This window comes from Acinetobacter sp. neg1 (assembly GCF_000788125.1).
In the GTDB taxonomy this organism is placed as follows: Bacteria; Pseudomonadota; Gammaproteobacteria; order Pseudomonadales; family Moraxellaceae; genus Acinetobacter; species Acinetobacter vivianii.
Genome location: NZ_JSZD01000006.1, coordinates 290,680 through 307,717, shown reverse-complemented (window position 1 = coordinate 307,717; position 17,038 = coordinate 290,680). Strand labels below are relative to the sequence as shown.

Genomic DNA, 17,038 nt, shown 5'->3' with positions numbered 1-17,038 from the left:
TTGAGAAATATCTATTTTTAATAAAAAAGCCAGATTGTTAGGATCTGGCTTTAATGGCATTTTTTATTTTAAAGTACTAAGACGTTTGACCACAGCTTCCGCAATTTCTTTACTCGACTGTGGATTTTGTCCTGTAATAATGCGGTCATCCACAACCACATAAGACGTAAATGGCACCCACGCACGCTTATAATGTGCGCCGCGTTGTACCAGTCCATCTTGCAATGATAAAGGGACTTGCGATTTGATGCCTGAGAGTGTTTCCTCAATATTGGCAAATCCTGTTACAGTTCGACCTGCAATCAATGCTTTGCCCTGATCGTCCTGAAGCGACAATAAACCTCCTACACCATGACAAACAGCGGATACCACACCACCTTGCTGGTAAATCTGCTCACTGATCTTTTTCAGGCCCTCATTTTTGGGGAAATCCCACATGGTGCCGTGACCGCCCGTATAATAAATTGCTTTGTAACGGGATGGATCAATCGCAGCAGGTGCAAGTGTATTATTTAAACGCTGCATAAATTTAGGATCTGCAAGATGTGCTTTGGCAGATTTATCTAGATAAATGGGCTTTAGGCTGCGTTCATCTAAAGGAACAGAGCCACCTTGTGGACTAACGAAATCCATGTCATAGCCAGCAGCTTGTGCAATATCATAAAAATGGGTCAGTTCAGTCAACCATAAGCCTGTATGATCTGAACGAGAAGGGTAAGCAGCGTGGTTGGTCATCACCACCAGAATTTTACCTAAGGATTTCGTTTGTATATTTTGTACAGATTCAGCCGCTAAGGCCGAGTTAACCGAAAAGATCAGCATAAAAATACTGATCAACCACTTTTGAAGATTCCAACGTTGCAACATGACAGGTTCCTCATTAATCACCTGTCAAAGATCCTATGCTTAAAGTGAGGTTTAAGGTCAATAGCTTTTGATCAGTTTCGGATGAGGAAAGAACGATAAAAGAGGTGCCGATTATTTTTCAGCGTTGTCATTGCTATAGTAAAGATTGAGCAAGCGCTGCGCATTTTCTGCACAGGTGATTTCATCTGGCTTGTTGTTAATTGCAGTAATCATCACTCGAAGATTCTGTTTGCTCATGGCCAGTTTCTGCTCTAAGTCTTCAATATCCTTGATTTTACTTTCCAGCAGATTAATCAGAACATCATGATCCCAAGAGCTGACATTTGAAGGGAGAAAAGCCTTGATCTCGGTCAAAGAGAAACCGACTTGTTGTGCTTGCTGAATCACGAATAATTGTTTGAGGTCATTTTCGCTATATTCACGATAACCATTCGATTTGCGCTTTGCTTTCGGTAACAGTTTAATCTGCTCATAATAACGAATCGTTGGAGTGGTTAAACCACTACGTTTCGATAATTCACTGATATTCATTTTACCGATTTCCTCTTGACATTAAAGCTAACTTTAGACTTATAGTGAGACAAAAGCAAGACTAAAAATAACGTTAAAAGCTGAGGTGAAAAATGTCTAAACGTATCCTGCATGTGGTGACCAATGTTGCCCAATATGAAAAAGTTGATCGTCCAACAGGTCTATGGTTAGGAGAGTTGACCCATGCCTATGACGAGTTTGAAAAGCATGATTATATTCAAGATATTGTGAGTCCTTTAGGCGATCGTTCGCCGATTGAGCCTAAATCACTAGAGCGTTTCGTGGCTGATGCTTCTGTTTTAAAACGCAAAAATGATCCTGCATTTATGCAATTACTGGAAACAACCAAGAAACCTGCCGAGATTAATTGGCAAGATTACGATGCGATTTATTACACGGGTGGACATGGTGTGATGTGGGACTTTTTAGATAATCCTGAGCTGCAACAGATCACCAAGAATATTTATGAAAAAGGTGGCATCGTTGCCAGTGTCTGTCATGGTTATTGTGGATTGCTCAATGTTCAGCTTTCAAATGGACAATACTTGATTGCAGGTAAAAAGCTGACTGGCTTTGCTTGGTGCGAAGAAGTATTGGCTGGTGTGGCAAAAAAAGTGCCCTATAACGCAGAACAACTCGCAAAAGAGCGGGGTGCAGATTATGAAAAGAAATTGATTCCTTTTATGCCAAATGTCGTTCGAGATGGCAACCTGATTACGGGACAAAATCCATTTTCAGCGCGTGTGACTGCATTTGCGATGATTGAAGCATTAAAGATGAAGACCGATTAGATCGGAACATATGAGTTAAAGCATAAAACAATATTTATACTGCTGACTCTAAAAAATAAGTTTTAACGTCAACTGACGGCTAGCCATTTTTTAATATGTTGTATTGATTTTATCAATACAACATATTGTTTTTTTTATATAGACCTAATTTTCAGATTTGGTACATTTCTAAAAAGAAAGAAGCATTCCTCACGATGAGGCTTCAGGGATGATTAAGAATTTATTTGATCATTTATTTTAATTTCAGAATAAAACGATTGTACTAGATATAAGGCCTAAAATTTTTTTCAAGATTTATTGTTCACAATATTTCAGTAATTCTTTATGCCTAAAATTTAGCAATTACACAAGGATGTGATAGTGAAAATCATAAGATATATAACGGTAGTGAGTTTAGGTGTACTGATAAATAGTCAAGCTTTTGCAGAGCAGAGTGTAGGTGGATTCATTGCAACCTATATCGTTCCAAAAGCAACAGTTGAAGTTAAAAATACTGGAAGTGCAAAAATAACAGGCGATGCTCGAGCATACGGTATTGTTGCCGAACTAAATAAAGATCAATGGTTTGGATATATACATTATGAAGGCGCTTTTATTGATATGGATGCATTACCAGAACCAGGTATTGATGTAGATGAATATCGTCTTGGCCTAGGCTGGCGAAAGAAGTTAGCAAAAGGTTCTGTACAGACAAGTGTTGAATATTTTGGTCAACGTGAGCAATTTGATTTTTCTATGATTCCTGAATGGAATGATTCTGGTGTTGGTATTCATGTTAATGGAGAATATTTATTAGGTCTCATCGCAGGAAAAACCCCAATCGTTGGTTTCATTGATGTTGGCTATCTTGATTTAAATAAAAGCGATGCAGAGGAATATCGATTTGGTGTAAAAAGTATGCTAAGTAAAAACCTTGGCGTGATGTCAGCCTACCGTATTTTTAAACAGGAGGTGAATAAAACTGAAGATAAAACAACATTGAAAGGACTAAATTTAGCTATTTCATATCTATTTTAGATAAATAATGAGAATATTCAGATTTTCATACAATTTTAAAATGTTGGTTATACAAAAATAATCAACATTTTAAAATACAAATATAGTTCACAAATATCCATTCGCTGAACTGGTTTATATTTCTAACACAAAAAAGTTAAAGAAAGGTGATGTCAGATTTAACTAATAATTGTTAAAAATTCAGAGTTTCAAAAATGCTCTCGATGAACCACGATTACATATTGCATAAGTTTATTTTGTATTGCGTAACTTTTTTCGCTCTGCTAGTCTTTTTTTGCTTTCTCTGAAAATATGCCAACATAAAGGATTGTATACAAGAGATTATAAATTCGAAGAATCAAAAAGGAAGATAGAAATGTTAAAGGATGCAGAAGTCGCATCACCGTCATCAAAAATTGGCATGATCATTACATTAGTTTTATGTTTTATTTTCGCCATTATTGAAGGCTTTGATTTGCAGTCAATGGGTGTTGCGGCTCCCAGAATGAAAGCAGAAATGCTACTGAACAGTACGGAAATGGGCTGGGTATTTAGCGCAGCGGTTTTGGGGACTTTACCAGGTGCCATGATTGCAGGAAGGATCGCCGATTCGATTGGACGTAAGAAAGTATTTATTAGCTGTATTCTTATTTTTGGCCTGATGTCTTTATTAACGCCTTTTGCCCAACAACTGAATACCTTACTATTGGTAAGATTTTTGACAGGATTAGGTATGGGCGGGGCTTTGCCCATTGTGATTACTATGGTTTCCGAGGCTGTGAGTGAAAAATACAAAGCCACGGCGGTAAGTGTGATGTATTGCGGTATGCCGATTGGCGGTGTGCTCACTTCGGTGGTTGCCTTATCTCTCACTGCTGATCATGAGTGGCGACATATCTTCTATTTCGGTGGTATCGCACCTTTATTGCTTGTACCTATTCTGATTTTCTTTTTACCTGAATCAAAAGCTTATCTCAATAAAACGGCGACCAGTCCAGCAAAAAAACAAAGCTTGATGACGGTTTTATTTGCAAAGCCTCGTGTGCTGATCACTTCTAGTCTATGGTTAAGTTTCTTTGGAACGCTTTTGGTATTAGCACTATTCCAGAACTGGTTACCGAGCCTCATTTCAGGATTAGGACTGAATAAAGAGCAAGCAAGTTATATCCAGATTGGCTTTAATCTGGGTGGTTCAATCGGCGTACTCATTTTAGGTTTTATGCTGGATCGGTTGAATAAGTTTGTGATTGTTGCAAGTGTTTATAGTGGTATTTTGCTCTCGCTGATTGGTCTTGCTTATTCTAATAGCGCATTTAGCTTTACCTTATTTGCAACTGGATGCGGTATGTTTGTGATTGGTTGTCAGTCAATTCTCTATACCTTAGCAGCCAAGTATTATCCAACAGAAATGCGAGGTACGGGAGTGGGTGCTGCCGTCGCAATTGGCCGGATAGGTGCGTTTTCTGGCCCATTAGTCGCGGGGTATTTACTTGGAACAGGTCAAAGTGAAATTGTGGTGATTGCTTCAAGTATTCCAATGATTTTATTGGCTGCCATTTCAGCACTGATCTTACTTCGTAAGCCGACGCATTCCGCAGAAGAAAAAGATAATCTAAAGATCGTCACCACCTGATTTGCTCTTATTCATGGAAGGTTAGAAAAGGATTCATTTTTCGACGTCCTCAAACAAAGGAAATAGCACGGCTGTTTCCTTTTTTATTTTGGTCTGCAAGTACGCCAATGATTGATTCAAGATGATGTACATTGGCTTTTGACTTATCGGTATAATAAAATAGCGGCGATTTAGGATGAACAGATAGGAAGAGTAGGATGTATAAGGCGATTTTCTTTGATATTGATGATACCTTGCTGAATTTTAGCGTGGCGAATCGCTCGGCATTTGTGAAATCATTTGGGGAATTCAATTTACATCATGATGATCTGACCTATTCAACTTATAAACAAATTAACCATCTTTTATGGGAAAGACAGAAGTTAGGTCAAATTACCGTACAGGATGTGATTAATAATCGTTTTAAAGAACTATTTACTGCACTAAAAGTTGAAATTAACCACGATCATTTTCGTGATACCTTTCAAGGTAATCTGGCAAAAGAACATACCCTTGAAGAAGGTGCAGCAGAAGCAATCCAGTATTTGAGCCAGAAATATAAACTCTTTGCCGCTTCCAATAGCATTCTGCTTCAACAAAAAGCACGTTTACACTTGGCGGGTTTATTACCGCATTTCTCTGATTTATATGTTTCTGATGATGTGGGTTATGAAAAACCTGACCAGCGTTTTTTTCAGACCTGCTTAGCTAGAAGTAATATCGCCAAAGAGGAAATACTTTTTATTGGGGACAGCTTAGAGGCAGATATCAAGGGTGCAACATCCTGTGAAATCCCGACCTGCTGGTATAACCCGAAACAACTCAAGAATGAACAGAATCTGAATATTACTTATACCATTCAACATTTGTCAGATCTGACCAAGATCCTATAAAAACAACAGCATGCCTTTGCTGATAAGAGGTTAAGGTATAGGACGTGGATAGTGAATGACATTGTGCATAATCACAATCTGTTCACCCGTATTGGTATAGGTATGTGGAATATCGGCATGAAAGCGGATAGATTCTCCTGCGGCAATAGTATGATTCATCCCCTCAAGCTGTAACTGCAATACCCCAGCAAACACAATAATATGCTCAATCACGCCTGCCTCATGTGGGCTAGATTCACTTTTTGCACCCGGTAGCAATTCAATCTTCAACACATCCATTCGCAGTTCTTCATCAAAAGGAATCAGAGGGCTGACGCGCATTCCTGAATGATCCTGTTCAAAAACGGGTAAATCACTGAAATGATGAATCTCTGGTTGAGTTTGAGCTTGCCCACCTTCAAGAAAAGTCGAAAATGCAATATTGAAGCCTGTGGCGATTTTCCAAAGCGTTGCAACAGTCGGACTCGACTTACCCAACTCAATCTGCCCAAGCATCGCTTTACTCACACCGGTTAATTCAGCAGTCTGACTAAGACTCAAACCTCGCTCGGTTCTTAATTTTTTTAAAGCTTCGGCAACATTGGGGGGAATATCTTGCATAAATAGAAGTCTTCTTGATTAAAAATGATTGTCCGTTATAACAGACGATGATACTTTAGTCACTCTACCGTCATCTTCAGTAAAGTACTTCCTATGCGTAACTTAGCATTTTTTAGGTCTTCCTCACCAGCCATGATCATGACTGGGCTTGTGGCCGTACTGGTGGGTTATGCCAGTTCTTTGGCCATTATTTTGCAGGCGCTGGAAAGGGCTGGGTTGGATGCTTCGCAAACTGGAAGCTGGCTGATGATGCTGGGTATCGGCATGGGGATCACCAGTATCGGATTGTCGCTATATTACCGTACTCCGATTTTAACCGCATGGTCGACACCCGGAATTGCCTTGCTTGCAACCAGCCTGACTGGAGTAAGTATTAATGAAGTGGTGGGGGTGTTTATTTTTGCTTCGGGACTAATGCTGTTATGTGGCGCGACCGGTATTTTTGCCAAGCTCATGAATTACATTCCACGCTCCATCGCTTCTGCGATGCTGGCGGGCATCCTGTTACGCTTTGGTTTAAGTACATTTGAAGCATTACAGGTCAACTTTATCCTGTGTATTGCCATGTTGGCGGCATTTGTTTTGACCCGCCGCTGGTTTCCACTCTATGCCATTATTGCAACGTTAATTACAGGAATTGTTGTTGCAGGACTCAGTGGGGATTTGCATTTTACACAGACCAGCAGCGTATTTACGCTTCCAACCTTTATCCAGCCGCATTTCACCATGACTACGCTGATTGGTGTGGGGATTCCATTTTTTATTGTCTCTCTCGCATCTCAAAATGCGCCAGGTATTGCAATTTTACAGGCCAGCGGTTATTCACCTAAAACGTCAATGTTGCTGGTATGTACGTCCTTAACCGCGATTATTTTAGCGCCGTGGGGTGGTTTTAGTATCTGTATTGCAGCCATTACTGCAGCGCTTTGTATGGCGCCTGATGTTCATCCAAATCCTGCAAAACGTTATATTGCATCTACATGGGCAGGGATCTTCTATTTAATCGCAGGGATTTTTGGTGGTGCAATTTTTATATTGTTTAATGGCTTACCAACTGTATTAATCCATATTCTTGCTGGATTGGCCTTAATCACCACCTTGATGAACAGTCTGCATCAAGCATTGGCAGACGAACAAGGCCGTGATGCAGCGATTATTTGTTTTCTTCTCACCGCATCGGGCGTTACCTTATTGGGAATCGGTTCAGCATTTTGGGGCTTGGTCGGCGGAATTATTGCGTATCAGATTTTAGTGAAACGTGATCATAAAATAGCGTAGAGAATCGGCTTTTAGCTGCCCATGAAAAGTTCAACCCTCCGCCAGATCGTTGAACTTAACATCAATCATATATTTCATCTAAAAAAGTACGTTTTAGGATACAGCAAATATAAAAATAGCGGTGGGGAGGAAGGCAGACCAAGCTACAGAACATCCTCCTCATCGCAATGCTGAAGATTATTTTTTCTCGGTTTTACCATCGTAGCGTTTAGTCCATTCTTTTAAAATACCATCGCGGTTTTTCGCAGCCCACTCAAAATTGTTCTTAATCATCATTTGGTTAATCTGGGCTGGTCGGAATGGCATCGGTTTCGCCACGTTCGGATAAGCCACCACAGCAAAGTTCTTGGCATAGGCTTCATTGGCTTTTTTACTCACCGTCCAGTTAATAAATTTTTGTGCATCTGCCAGATTTTTTGTTCCTTTAACAATCGCAGAGGCTTCCATTTCCCAACCTAAGCCTTCTTTAGGAAACACGATTTCTAACGGTGCGCCACGTTGTTTCAACTGAGCAGCACGATAACCAAAAGAAATACCAATCACAGCTTCACCCTGTGCAGCCATCTGACACGGTTTAGAACCTGAATGGGTATATTGGGAAATATTTTTATGCAGCGCATCCATATATGTCCACGCTTTTTGCTGTCCAAATAGTTGTAGCCATGCAGATACATCTAAATACCCAGTCCCACTTGATGCAGGATTTGGCATGACGATTAAGCCTTTATAGATGGGCTTGGTTAGATCTGCCCACGTTTGAGGAACTGGAAGTTTACGCTTTTTCAATTCGATACTATTGACGCACAATGCTGATTCCCACGCATCCATACCCGTCCAGGTCGGCACTTTTTTTGGGCTGACGAATTGTTTATTTAATTTTTCCACGCTCACAGGTGCGTAAGGATGCAACATATTTCTCTGATCCAGCAACATCAAGCTCGTCACTGCAAGACCTGCTACCACATCTGCTTTTGGATTTTTTTGTTCTGCAAGCAAACGTGCGGTAATGACACCCGTTGAATCACGTACCCATTTAATTTTTAAATCAGGGTAGTCTTCACGAATTTTTGCACTATATGCAGCCAGCTGATCAGATTCTAATGCAGTATAGACAGTAATTTCACCAGCTGAGGTGAGGGTTGCCGACAGCAAACTGCCCATCAATGTTGGGGTTAAAAGAGAAAGAGATCGATATAAATGTGTCATGAGAGCGCCCTTGAATAATGATGCAACGATTGCTGAGTTGATGGACATTTAAGCAAGCGAATATGACAATTTCATTAAGCTGGTTTAAACCAGATTTATTATTTTTCTCCTTTTATTTTTTTGACAAAAAAACTTAAACTCCGTAAAAGAAATGCTAGTTTTCAATAATCTTTCATTTTTTGCATGTATAGTAAAATTAAAATGTTGGGTTCAAAATTATGGTTCAGATCGATCAATCATCAGCACGTATTCCTAAATATATTCCTATTCGTGATTCATTGGCGCATGAAATAGAGTCTGGAATTTTACTGAGTAATGTCAAACTTCCATCTGAACGTACACTATTAGAAAAGTTTCAAACCACTCGCGTTGCCGTGCGTGAAGCCTTACTAGCTTTGGAAATGGATGGTTTAATTTACCGTTTGGATCGTCGTGGCTGGTATGTTCGGGCACCTCGCATTATTTATCATCCGCAATCGACAAAAAGCTTTATGCAATATGTCAGCGAACAAGGCTATGTGCCTTCTACAGACCTGATTTCAGCAGAGCAGGTGGAAGCAACACCTTGGGATGCCAAACATTTAAATATTGCGGTCGGTAGTTCGGTTTATTCAATCTGGCGTCGTCGAAGTATTAATGGACGACCTGTGGTGGTTGAGCATTTACGTATCCGTGCAGATTTATTTGCTGATTTTTTAGCACATCCGCTCAATCAATCAGTCACCCAACTCATGGCCGATGAATATCAATGTGTCATTACCCGTGCCAATATCAATTTGTTTCCTACAGCCTTGGCTGAGCAACAAGCCAAAGCCTTACATGTAAACGTTGGATCTTTAGGGCTTTATATTTGCCGAAGTAACCGCGACCAGCATGGACGGGTGACTGATATTGACCAAGAATACTGGTTACATGATGTGCTGGATTTACATTTTGAAGCGCAAAGCTAGCCAATCTGGTTTAAACCAGATTTAATTAAACTGTCATAATAACCTGCTCAAATACGGCTTAATCACTTAAAGTTCTGGATAAGGAACGTTGATGAAGCAGTATTCACCTAATAACTTTTCGACTCAGTCTGCGAGCAGTTTAGTCTCGGGACTGAGCAATTTTATTCATTCGGATAAACGCAAGAAAGTTCTAGAAGTTATTGATGTTCAGAAAAGTTTTCAGAAACATCAGGTTCTGAATCATATCAATTTTGAAGTCTATGAAGGTGAGTTCATTAGCCTGTTAGGACCTTCAGGCTGTGGTAAAACCACACTTTTAAGAATTATCGCAGGATTAGAAGTACAGGACTACGGAAAAGTTCTTAAAATGGAACAGGACATTTCCAACCAGAAAGTTGAAAAACGCCGTTGTGGCATCGTATTTCAAAACTACGCACTGTTTCCCAATCTCACTGTCGCTGACAATATTACCTTTGGACTCCATGCAAAACAATGGAATAAGGTTGAGCGTCAACAGCGCACTGAAGAATTATTACAACTGATCGAGTTACCTACCATTGCAACAAAATATCCGAATCAATTGTCTGGTGGTCAGCAGCAGCGCGTTGCCTTAGCCCGTGCAATCGCACCACGACCCGATATTCTGCTTTTGGATGAGCCACTATCTGCACTGGATGCAATCGTCCGTGTCAATTTAAGGCAAAAAATCCGTGTTATTCAGCAGCAGTTGGGTTTACCAACCGTGATGGTGACTCATGATCAGGAAGAAGCACTAAGTATTTCTGATCGTGTGGTGGTGATGAATCACGGCGTGATTGAGCAGGTCGATACACCACATAATATCTACTATAAGCCTCAAACCAAATTTGTAGCCCAGTTTATTGGCACCATGAATTTCTTGCCCGCACAGGTGAGCGACTCAAACACCATTCAGGTACTTGGGCAGTCAGTACAATTAAAAACTTCATCTTTACAAGCTGGACAGCAGATTGAACTGGCGTTTCGCCCAGAAATGGTCGCCTTGTGTGAACAAGCTGATCATGATCCAGCATTTATCTATTTGCCTGTTTCCATTATTTCAACTGAATTTCTTGGTGCAAAACGTCGCCTGTTTACCCAAGTCAATGTTGAACAAAATGATGCTGCCCATGTGATTCAGCTTGATCTGGATAATGATGCACTCGCGATACTCAATCCAAATATGTATATCAAGGTGGCTATAAAACAGCTACATGTCTTTGATGGGAAAGGGCGGACACTATGTTAAATCAGTCGACTGCCGCTGCGATTTTAAAGAATCAGGCCGCTAAATCTTCGCTGTATTCTTTCCGTTCATCAGCATTTTTATTTATTGCTGCACTTGGGCTGTTTTGTCTACTGATCCTACCTTTAGCGATTCTGTTTAAGGGGGCATTTTTAAATAGTGATAGACAATACATCGGTCTGGCAAATTTTATTGAATATTTTTCCAATCCGAGCTTGTTCTCATCGATTTTTAATTCAATCTGGATTGCAAGTGTTGCTACAGCGATCACAGTCTTGATGGCAAGTATCTATGCCTATGCCTTAACCGTCGTTGATATCAAGGGAAAAGGAATCTTAAAAGCGATTGCATTTTTACCCATTCTGGCGCCGTCCATTTTACCTTCTCTGGCGCTGGTCTATCTGTTTGGTCAACAAGGCGTATTGAAAAGTTTACTTGGTGACACTGAAATTTACGGACCATTGGGCATCCTAATCAGCTATTGCTTCTGGTTATTTCCAGCTATTTTTATCTTGATGCTGTCTGCATTTAGAAATATTGACCAGTCGTTGATAGAAGCTTCGCGTAGTTTAGGAAAAGGACTGTGGGCGACACATCGCGCTGTCACTCTGCCAGCTATCCGTTATGGTCTGGTCAGTGCAGCATTGGTGGCATTTACCTATGTGCTTACTGATTTTGGTATTCCTAAAGTCATTGGCGGCTCATTCAATATGATGGCGCTGGACGTGTATAAGCAGATTATTGGCCAACAAAATATGCAAATGGGTGCAGTGATTTCCATCCTGTTGCTTTGTCCAGCATTATTGGCCTTTGTGTTTGACCGTTATCAAAGTAAACGTCAGGCGCGCTATCAGAATTTTCAGGTCAAGCCTTATGTGATGAAAGCCAGTACACAAAGTCAGTGGCTATTCAGTGGGTTTTGCTATCTGATTGCTGGTTTTATCTTATTGCTGATCATCACTGCAATCGTGGCTTCTTTTATCCGCTACTGGCCGTATGACCTGAGCATGACTCTCGATCATTATCGTTTTGAATATGTTCAGGGCGGTGGCTGGGATGCCTATTTTAATTCACTCAAACTGGCTGGCTTTACAACGCTGGTCGGAAGTGTGGTGATCTTTATGGTGGCCTTATGTGCCGAGCGTTTTAAAGTTCACCCATTATTAAAAAATCTGGTGCAAATGCTGACCTTGTTGCCACTTGCCATTCCTGGTCTGGTATTAGGTATTGCCTACATTCTGTTTTTCAATGATATGCAGAATCCTTTACATATCTTGTACGGCACCATGAGTTTACTGGTGATTTCAACCATTATTCACTATTACACCGTGCCGCATCTGACACTGAGCAGCACCATTAAACAGATTCCTGTGCAACTGGAAGCTGCCGCACAAAGCTTGGGAAGCAGTCGCTGGAAAACTTTCTACAAAGTGTATTTGCCACTCAGCTTACCTGCATTGTGCGATATTTCGGTTTATCTATTCGTCAATGCGATGACCACCGTCTCAGCTGCAATCTTCCTATATTCGCCAGATACCAACCTTGCTGCGGTTTCTATTCTGAATATGGATGATGCAGGTGATACAGCTTCGGCAGTAGCAATGAGCGTCTTGATCTTACTCACTTCAGCCATCGTAAAACTTATACATGGTTTGCTGACCCGAGGAATATTGAAGAAAACACAGGCTTGGCGAGAAGCTTCACACTAACTCCTTAATTTCACTTCGTTTTTGATACTTCATCGTATGAGGTAGGGGCTAATTCTACCCGAATCAAGCCCAATGACTGCTTGGAATAGATTTAATAGGACAACCACAATGACTGATCTCATTATTGTAGGTGCAGGAATTTTAGGCCTATCTGCCGCTATTCAAGCTGCGGAACAAGGCCTCACCGTAAAGGTATTTGAAAAAGATGCCCAGCCCATCGGCGCTACACGCCGTAACTTTGGCATGGTCGGTACCTCAACCCTAACCCATCCAGAAAGTGAATGGCGCAAGTATGCACTGGATACAAAGCAGTTTTATCAACGGATCCAGCATCAGCATGACATTTCCTTTCAACAGCGCAATGGTCTGTATGTGGTAAATACCGCTCTGGAATGGCAGGTGATTAATGAGTTTGCCCAGCTTGCACCACAATTTGATATTCCTGTACAGCTATTATCTGCAACAGAAATGGCACAACAATACGGATTTCTTCAACCGCAAGCACCTATGCTGGGAGGATTACGATTTGCAGAAGATTATTCCGTTGAACCGCACCTGATCGGACAGCGCCTTTTGCTATACGCAATCTCTTTAGGCGTAGAAATCCATTGTAATGCCTGTGTGGTGAAAACTATTTCTCAGCAGACATCAACCATCGCCGTGCTTGCCTCAGGCCAAAGCGTACAAGCAAGCCGCATCCTGATTTGTCATGGTGCCGAAACCGACACCTTATATCCAACAGTACTTCAGGAACTAGGGTTAAAACGTTGTACCTTACAAATGGCATTAACCCAGCCTTTAACACAACAGTTAGGTATTTCCCTCTATTCAGGTTTATCTGTTTCCCGTTATCCCGCTTTTGAAATCTGTCCATCTTATCAGGAACTCAGCCAAGCGTCCCAACAGGGCTTTGTTCGTGATTTTGGCATTCATATTCTGATTAAGCAAAATCACGCTGGGCAGATCATTCTCGGCGATAGCCATGAATATGCAGATATTGATGAACCGACTCAGTTCGACCAGCGTGAAGAAATCAACCAGTTTATTGAACATTACTGTGCGGAAAAAATTGGATTGCGTTTACCGCCAATTCAAACCCGCTGGAATGGCTATTACCTTCAACATCCAACCGAACTGGCCTGTGTGACTGAAGTTGAGTCAGGCATCTTCCTGATTAGTGCAATCGCAGGCAAAGGCATGACCACAGGTGCAGGTTTTATCCGACATGTTTTAGAACAACATATTTTTTAATATTGTCATCTGGTTTAAACCAGATTGGTATATATTGAAATCAAATCTTGAAACGATGAGCAATAGCATGAACACACAAGACACTTTAAATTTAGCCTTGGACAATAAATATTTATTGCTAACACCGGGTCCATTATCGACCTCTGCAACGGTACGCCGTGCCATGCAAAAGGACTGGTGTACTTGGGATAAGGAATATAATGGATTGGTACAAGATATCCGCCAAAGACTGGTCAATCTGGCAACCACAGCAGTAGATCAATACACCACAGTACTGATGCAAGGTAGTGGCAGTTTTGCGGTTGAGTCTGTTTTAGGTTCAGTGATTGCCAAGCATGAAAAAGTGCTGATCATCAATAACGGTGCTTACGGGGCGCGCATGGTACAAATGGCACGCTGCTTAAATATCGAAGTGGTTGAACTTGTTTATCCTGAAACGAGTACACCTGACTTGGCTGAAATCCAGCAAATATTAATGGATGAAAATATTAGCCATGTGGCTTGCGTTCATTGCGAAACCACCACAGGTATTTTAAATCCAATTCAGGACATCGGGCGTTTAGTCAAAGCCGCAGGCAAGGTCTGGATTGTGGATGCCATGAGTTCATTCGGCGGCATACCGATGGATATTGCTGAGCTTGAAATTGATTTTCTGATTTCCAGTGCCAATAAATGCATTCAGGGTGTACCGGGCTTTGGTTTTATTCTGGCAAAACGCGAGCGTCTTGAAAAATGTCAGGGATTGGCACGTTCAGTCAGTCTGGATCTCTATGACCAGTGGCATACCATGGAACAACAAAATGGGAAATGGCGATTTACCTCACCAACTCATGTGGTTCGCGCATTTTATCAAGCCTTGCTCGAATTGGAACAAGAAGGCGGTATCGAAGCGCGCTACCAACGTTATCTGAATAATCAGCAAACCCTGTCAAAAGGTATGTCAGCTCTTGGATTTGAACGGGTACTGGGCAATGCATGTACCCAATCTCCGATTATTACCACCTTCTTATATCCAGCTTCGCCAAAGTTCAGCTTCCAGCAGTTTTATGAAAGCTTAAAACAGGCAGGTTATGTCATTTATCCCGGCAAAGTCACTGATCTGAACTGTTTCCGTATCGGCAATATTGGTGAAGTTAAGCAACAGGATATTGAAGGTCTGTTGTCAGCAATTTCAGATTATTGTCAGACCCATCTCCATCTCAACGCAGTCACTGCATAACTTTATTCGACATAAATACTTTAGGGAAATATCTCATGACAAATACAAATATCCAACTTCAAGCTGTGGTTTTTGACTGGGCAGGCACGACGGTTGATTTTGGTTCACGCGCACCTATTCTAGCTTTTATGGCACTATTTAAAGACAATAAAATCGAGCTCACCATTGAAGAAGCTCGTGCACCCATGGGTTTGGAAAAACGTGATCATATTGCTGCTGTATTGAAAATGCCTCGTGTAGCACAACTCTGGAAAGAGATTTACGACAGTGAAGTGACGGTTGCCGATATTGACCGTTTATATCAGGACTTTATTCCATATCAATTAAAATCTATTCCGCAATGTTCAGCACTGATTCCAGGTGCATTGGCTGTATTTGACAATATCAAGCAACGTGGTGCAAAAATTGGCAGTAATACGGGTTATGCCTCAATGATGATTGGACAACTGGTTCAAGATACAGCACAGCAGGGTTATCAACCTGACTGTATTATCACCGCAAGTGATGTCAAACATGGTCGCCCATATCCAGAAATGCTCTGGAAAAATCTGATTGAGCTAGATGTCTCAGATATTAAAACTGTGGTTAAAGTGGACGATACCGTGGTCGGTATTGAAGAAGGCTTAAATGCAGGCTGCTGGACGGTCGGTCTCGCGATTAGCGGAAATGAAGTTGGCCTGAGTTTTGAAGAGTGGCAAGCGCTATCTGCTGAACAGCAACAACCACTCAAAGACAAAGCTTACGCAAAAATGAATCAGTCAGGTGCACATTATGTGATTGATAGTATCGCTGATTTACCAGCCGTATTAGATGATATTGAGCGCCGTCTAAATCAAGGTGAAAAGCCTTAACGTATTCAAAAATAGAATTTTGGCTCATTGTCCATTCAAGGGTAATGAGCCGTTTTGCTAGAAAATCATCAACCCAAAGGATAGCGTTTAAACAACTGTACGATCCATTCAATAAAAACTTTTTGTCTCGGTGAAACCAGTGTTTTAGAAGGATACAGTAAAGAGACAGGCAACGAAGGTACGGGATAATGAGGCAGGACTTCACAAAGGATGCCTTGTGCAAGCTCATCAACATGACCATAACGCGGCACCTGTATTAACCCAAAGTGTTGTTTCGCTGCTGCCGAATAGGTATGGGCACCATTGACCTGAATCATAAAGGGCAAATCATAATTTTTTAGTTCGCCCTCAACCATAAACTCCAGCGGAAGATTCTTCTGACGGGCAGTGGAATAAAACCCAACCATAACATGGCTTTTAAGCGCGTCTAGGTGATGAGGTATACCGTATTGTTGTAAATATTGCGGACTTGCCAACGTGACTTGCTGGATATTTCCCAGATGCCTAACGATTAGTTCGCTATTATTTAGTTGTCCGATCCGGATCACGCAATCAATTCCTTCCTTAATCACGTCAACATAACGATCGCTTTCTGTCAGTTGTAATTGGATTTGAGGAAATTCGCTTAAAAAATCTCGTAATTTTGGCAGAATAAAATGAGAGGCAAAAATACCATGCACTTCTATTTTTAAGGTTCCTTGAGGTTTTGCATGCAAAAAATCATGATCTGATTCATTGATATAGCTCAAGATATACTTACAGCGCTCATAATAAATCTGGCCTTCATCGGTTGGTCGGACCTGACGTGTGGTACGGAATAACAGGCGTGTATTTAATTGGGTTTCTAACTGCTTGATCGCATCCGTGAGTGTAGAACGGGGCAGGTTTAATATTTGCGCCGCTTTGGTAAAACTTTGCTGCTCGACCACATGGATAAAAGCAGACATTGCATTTAACTTATCCATTTCTTAATGTCCTTTGTTCGGTTTATTCGGACAAAGATGTCAGAATCCGATAGAT

At 41.1% G+C, this 17,038-nt stretch carries 16 protein-coding genes; 11 read left to right on the top strand and 5 right to left on the bottom strand.

Going from position 1 to position 17,038, the window contains the following annotated elements:
• Positions 1-63: 63 nt before the first annotated feature.
• Both PJ15_RS02440 and PJ15_RS02435 read right to left on the bottom strand, forming a co-directional pair.
• Positions 64-867 (bottom strand): type 1 glutamine amidotransferase domain-containing protein, encoded by an 804-nt coding sequence (locus tag PJ15_RS02440; protein ID WP_047427592.1) that lies wholly within the window; start codon positions 865-867, stop codon positions 64-66.
• 111 nt (positions 868-978) lie between these two features.
• On the bottom strand, positions 979-1,398 hold the full coding sequence (locus PJ15_RS02435) for a MerR family transcriptional regulator (RefSeq protein WP_047427589.1): 420 nt from the start codon (positions 1,396-1,398) through the stop codon (positions 979-981).
• Positions 1,399-1,490: 92 nt separating this feature from the next.
• Between PJ15_RS02435 and PJ15_RS02430 the strand changes: the two genes are divergently transcribed.
• The 4 genes from PJ15_RS02430 (at position 1,491) to PJ15_RS02415 (ending at position 5,690) form a co-directional block, all read left to right on the top strand.
• Positions 1,491-2,189: a type 1 glutamine amidotransferase domain-containing protein gene (locus PJ15_RS02430; protein ID WP_047427587.1), complete on the top strand. Its 699-nt coding sequence runs from the start codon at positions 1,491-1,493 to the stop codon at positions 2,187-2,189.
• 360 nt (positions 2,190-2,549) lie between these two features.
• Positions 2,550-3,206, top strand: a complete 657-nt coding sequence (locus tag PJ15_RS02425; protein WP_047427584.1) for a hypothetical protein — start codon at positions 2,550-2,552, stop codon at positions 3,204-3,206.
• Between the two features lie 355 nt (positions 3,207-3,561).
• Positions 3,562-4,818 (top strand): 3-(3-hydroxy-phenyl)propionate transporter MhpT, encoded by a 1,257-nt coding sequence (gene mhpT, locus PJ15_RS02420; protein WP_047427581.1) that lies wholly within the window; start codon positions 3,562-3,564, stop codon positions 4,816-4,818.
• 197 nt (positions 4,819-5,015) lie between these two features.
• The gene (locus PJ15_RS02415; RefSeq protein WP_004772237.1) at positions 5,016-5,690 is read left to right on the top strand and encodes a YjjG family noncanonical pyrimidine nucleotidase; all 675 of its coding nucleotides are present in this window, start codon (positions 5,016-5,018) and stop codon (positions 5,688-5,690) included.
• A 30-nt stretch (positions 5,691-5,720) separates the two neighbouring features.
• Here the strand turns inward: PJ15_RS02415 and PJ15_RS02410 are convergent, their stop codons facing one another.
• Positions 5,721-6,290 carry a helix-turn-helix domain-containing protein gene (locus PJ15_RS02410; RefSeq protein ID WP_047427578.1) on the bottom strand — a complete coding sequence of 190 codons (570 nt, stop codon included), beginning with the start codon at positions 6,288-6,290 and terminating at the stop codon, positions 5,721-5,723.
• Between the two features lie 93 nt (positions 6,291-6,383).
• Between PJ15_RS02410 and PJ15_RS02405 the strand changes: the two genes are divergently transcribed.
• A complete protein-coding gene (locus PJ15_RS02405) occupies positions 6,384-7,568 on the top strand; it encodes a benzoate/H(+) symporter BenE family transporter (protein WP_047427574.1) in 1,185 nt (394 codons plus the stop codon).
• Positions 7,569-7,745: 177 nt separating this feature from the next.
• Here PJ15_RS02405 and PJ15_RS02400 read toward each other — a convergent pair whose 3' ends face one another.
• A complete protein-coding gene (locus PJ15_RS02400) occupies positions 7,746-8,774 on the bottom strand; it encodes a putative 2-aminoethylphosphonate ABC transporter substrate-binding protein (protein WP_047429125.1) in 1,029 nt (342 codons plus the stop codon).
• A gap of 227 nt (positions 8,775-9,001) precedes the next feature.
• Between PJ15_RS02400 and PJ15_RS02395 the strand changes: the two genes are divergently transcribed.
• The 6 genes from PJ15_RS02395 to phnX all read left to right on the top strand — a co-directional run bounded on the left by PJ15_RS02395 (position 9,002) and on the right by phnX (position 16,018).
• Positions 9,002-9,724: a UTRA domain-containing protein gene (locus tag PJ15_RS02395; RefSeq protein ID WP_052138567.1), complete on the top strand. Its 723-nt coding sequence runs from the start codon at positions 9,002-9,004 to the stop codon at positions 9,722-9,724.
• 91 nt (positions 9,725-9,815) lie between these two features.
• Positions 9,816-10,991: an ABC transporter ATP-binding protein gene (locus PJ15_RS02390; RefSeq protein WP_047427568.1), complete on the top strand. Its 1,176-nt coding sequence runs from the start codon at positions 9,816-9,818 to the stop codon at positions 10,989-10,991.
• Positions 10,985-12,697, top strand: a complete 1,713-nt coding sequence (locus PJ15_RS02385; RefSeq protein WP_047427564.1) for a putative 2-aminoethylphosphonate ABC transporter permease subunit — start codon at positions 10,985-10,987, stop codon at positions 12,695-12,697. The genes PJ15_RS02390 and PJ15_RS02385 overlap by 7 nt, the downstream gene beginning before the upstream one ends.
• 108 nt (positions 12,698-12,805) lie before the next feature.
• On the top strand, positions 12,806-13,948 hold the full coding sequence (locus PJ15_RS02380) for a TIGR03364 family FAD-dependent oxidoreductase (RefSeq protein WP_047427562.1): 1,143 nt from the start codon (positions 12,806-12,808) through the stop codon (positions 13,946-13,948).
• Between the two features lie 67 nt (positions 13,949-14,015).
• Complete coding sequence (gene phnW, locus PJ15_RS02375) at positions 14,016-15,167, top strand: 2-aminoethylphosphonate--pyruvate transaminase (protein WP_047427559.1); 1,152 nt, start codon at positions 14,016-14,018, stop codon at positions 15,165-15,167.
• A gap of 35 nt (positions 15,168-15,202) precedes the next feature.
• On the top strand, positions 15,203-16,018 hold the full coding sequence (phnX, locus tag PJ15_RS02370) for a phosphonoacetaldehyde hydrolase (RefSeq protein ID WP_047427556.1): 816 nt from the start codon (positions 15,203-15,205) through the stop codon (positions 16,016-16,018).
• Between the two features lie 68 nt (positions 16,019-16,086).
• Here the strand turns inward: phnX and PJ15_RS02365 are convergent, their stop codons facing one another.
• Positions 16,087-16,983: a LysR family transcriptional regulator gene (locus tag PJ15_RS02365; protein WP_047427552.1), complete on the bottom strand. Its 897-nt coding sequence runs from the start codon at positions 16,981-16,983 to the stop codon at positions 16,087-16,089.
• Positions 16,984-17,038: the final 55 nt, after the last annotated feature.

Excerpts from the sequence above, each read along its gene's own strand:
- PJ15_RS02440 (WP_047427592.1), bottom strand. The coding sequence starts at position 867 with ATGTTGCAACGTTGGAATCTTCAAAAGTGGTTGATCAGTATTTTTATG.
- PJ15_RS02435 (WP_047427589.1), bottom strand. The coding sequence starts at position 1,398 with ATGAATATCAGTGAATTATCGAAACGTAGTGGTTTAACCACTCCAACG.
- PJ15_RS02430 (WP_047427587.1), top strand. The coding sequence starts at position 1,491 with ATGTCTAAACGTATCCTGCATGTGGTGACCAATGTTGCCCAATATGAA.
- mhpT (WP_047427581.1), top strand. The coding sequence starts at position 3,562 with ATGTTAAAGGATGCAGAAGTCGCATCACCGTCATCAAAAATTGGCATG.
- PJ15_RS02415 (WP_004772237.1), top strand. The coding sequence starts at position 5,016 with ATGTATAAGGCGATTTTCTTTGATATTGATGATACCTTGCTGAATTTT.
- PJ15_RS02410 (WP_047427578.1), bottom strand. The coding sequence starts at position 6,290 with ATGCAAGATATTCCCCCCAATGTTGCCGAAGCTTTAAAAAAATTAAGA.
- PJ15_RS02405 (WP_047427574.1), top strand. The coding sequence starts at position 6,384 with ATGCGTAACTTAGCATTTTTTAGGTCTTCCTCACCAGCCATGATCATG.
- PJ15_RS02400 (WP_047429125.1), bottom strand. The coding sequence starts at position 8,774 with ATGACACATTTATATCGATCTCTTTCTCTTTTAACCCCAACATTGATG.
- PJ15_RS02390 (WP_047427568.1), top strand. The coding sequence starts at position 9,816 with ATGAAGCAGTATTCACCTAATAACTTTTCGACTCAGTCTGCGAGCAGT.
- PJ15_RS02385 (WP_047427564.1), top strand. The coding sequence starts at position 10,985 with ATGTTAAATCAGTCGACTGCCGCTGCGATTTTAAAGAATCAGGCCGCT.
- PJ15_RS02380 (WP_047427562.1), top strand. The coding sequence starts at position 12,806 with ATGACTGATCTCATTATTGTAGGTGCAGGAATTTTAGGCCTATCTGCC.
- phnW (WP_047427559.1), top strand. The coding sequence starts at position 14,016 with ATGAACACACAAGACACTTTAAATTTAGCCTTGGACAATAAATATTTA.
- phnX (WP_047427556.1), top strand. The coding sequence starts at position 15,203 with ATGACAAATACAAATATCCAACTTCAAGCTGTGGTTTTTGACTGGGCA.
- PJ15_RS02365 (WP_047427552.1), bottom strand. The coding sequence starts at position 16,983 with ATGGATAAGTTAAATGCAATGTCTGCTTTTATCCATGTGGTCGAGCAG.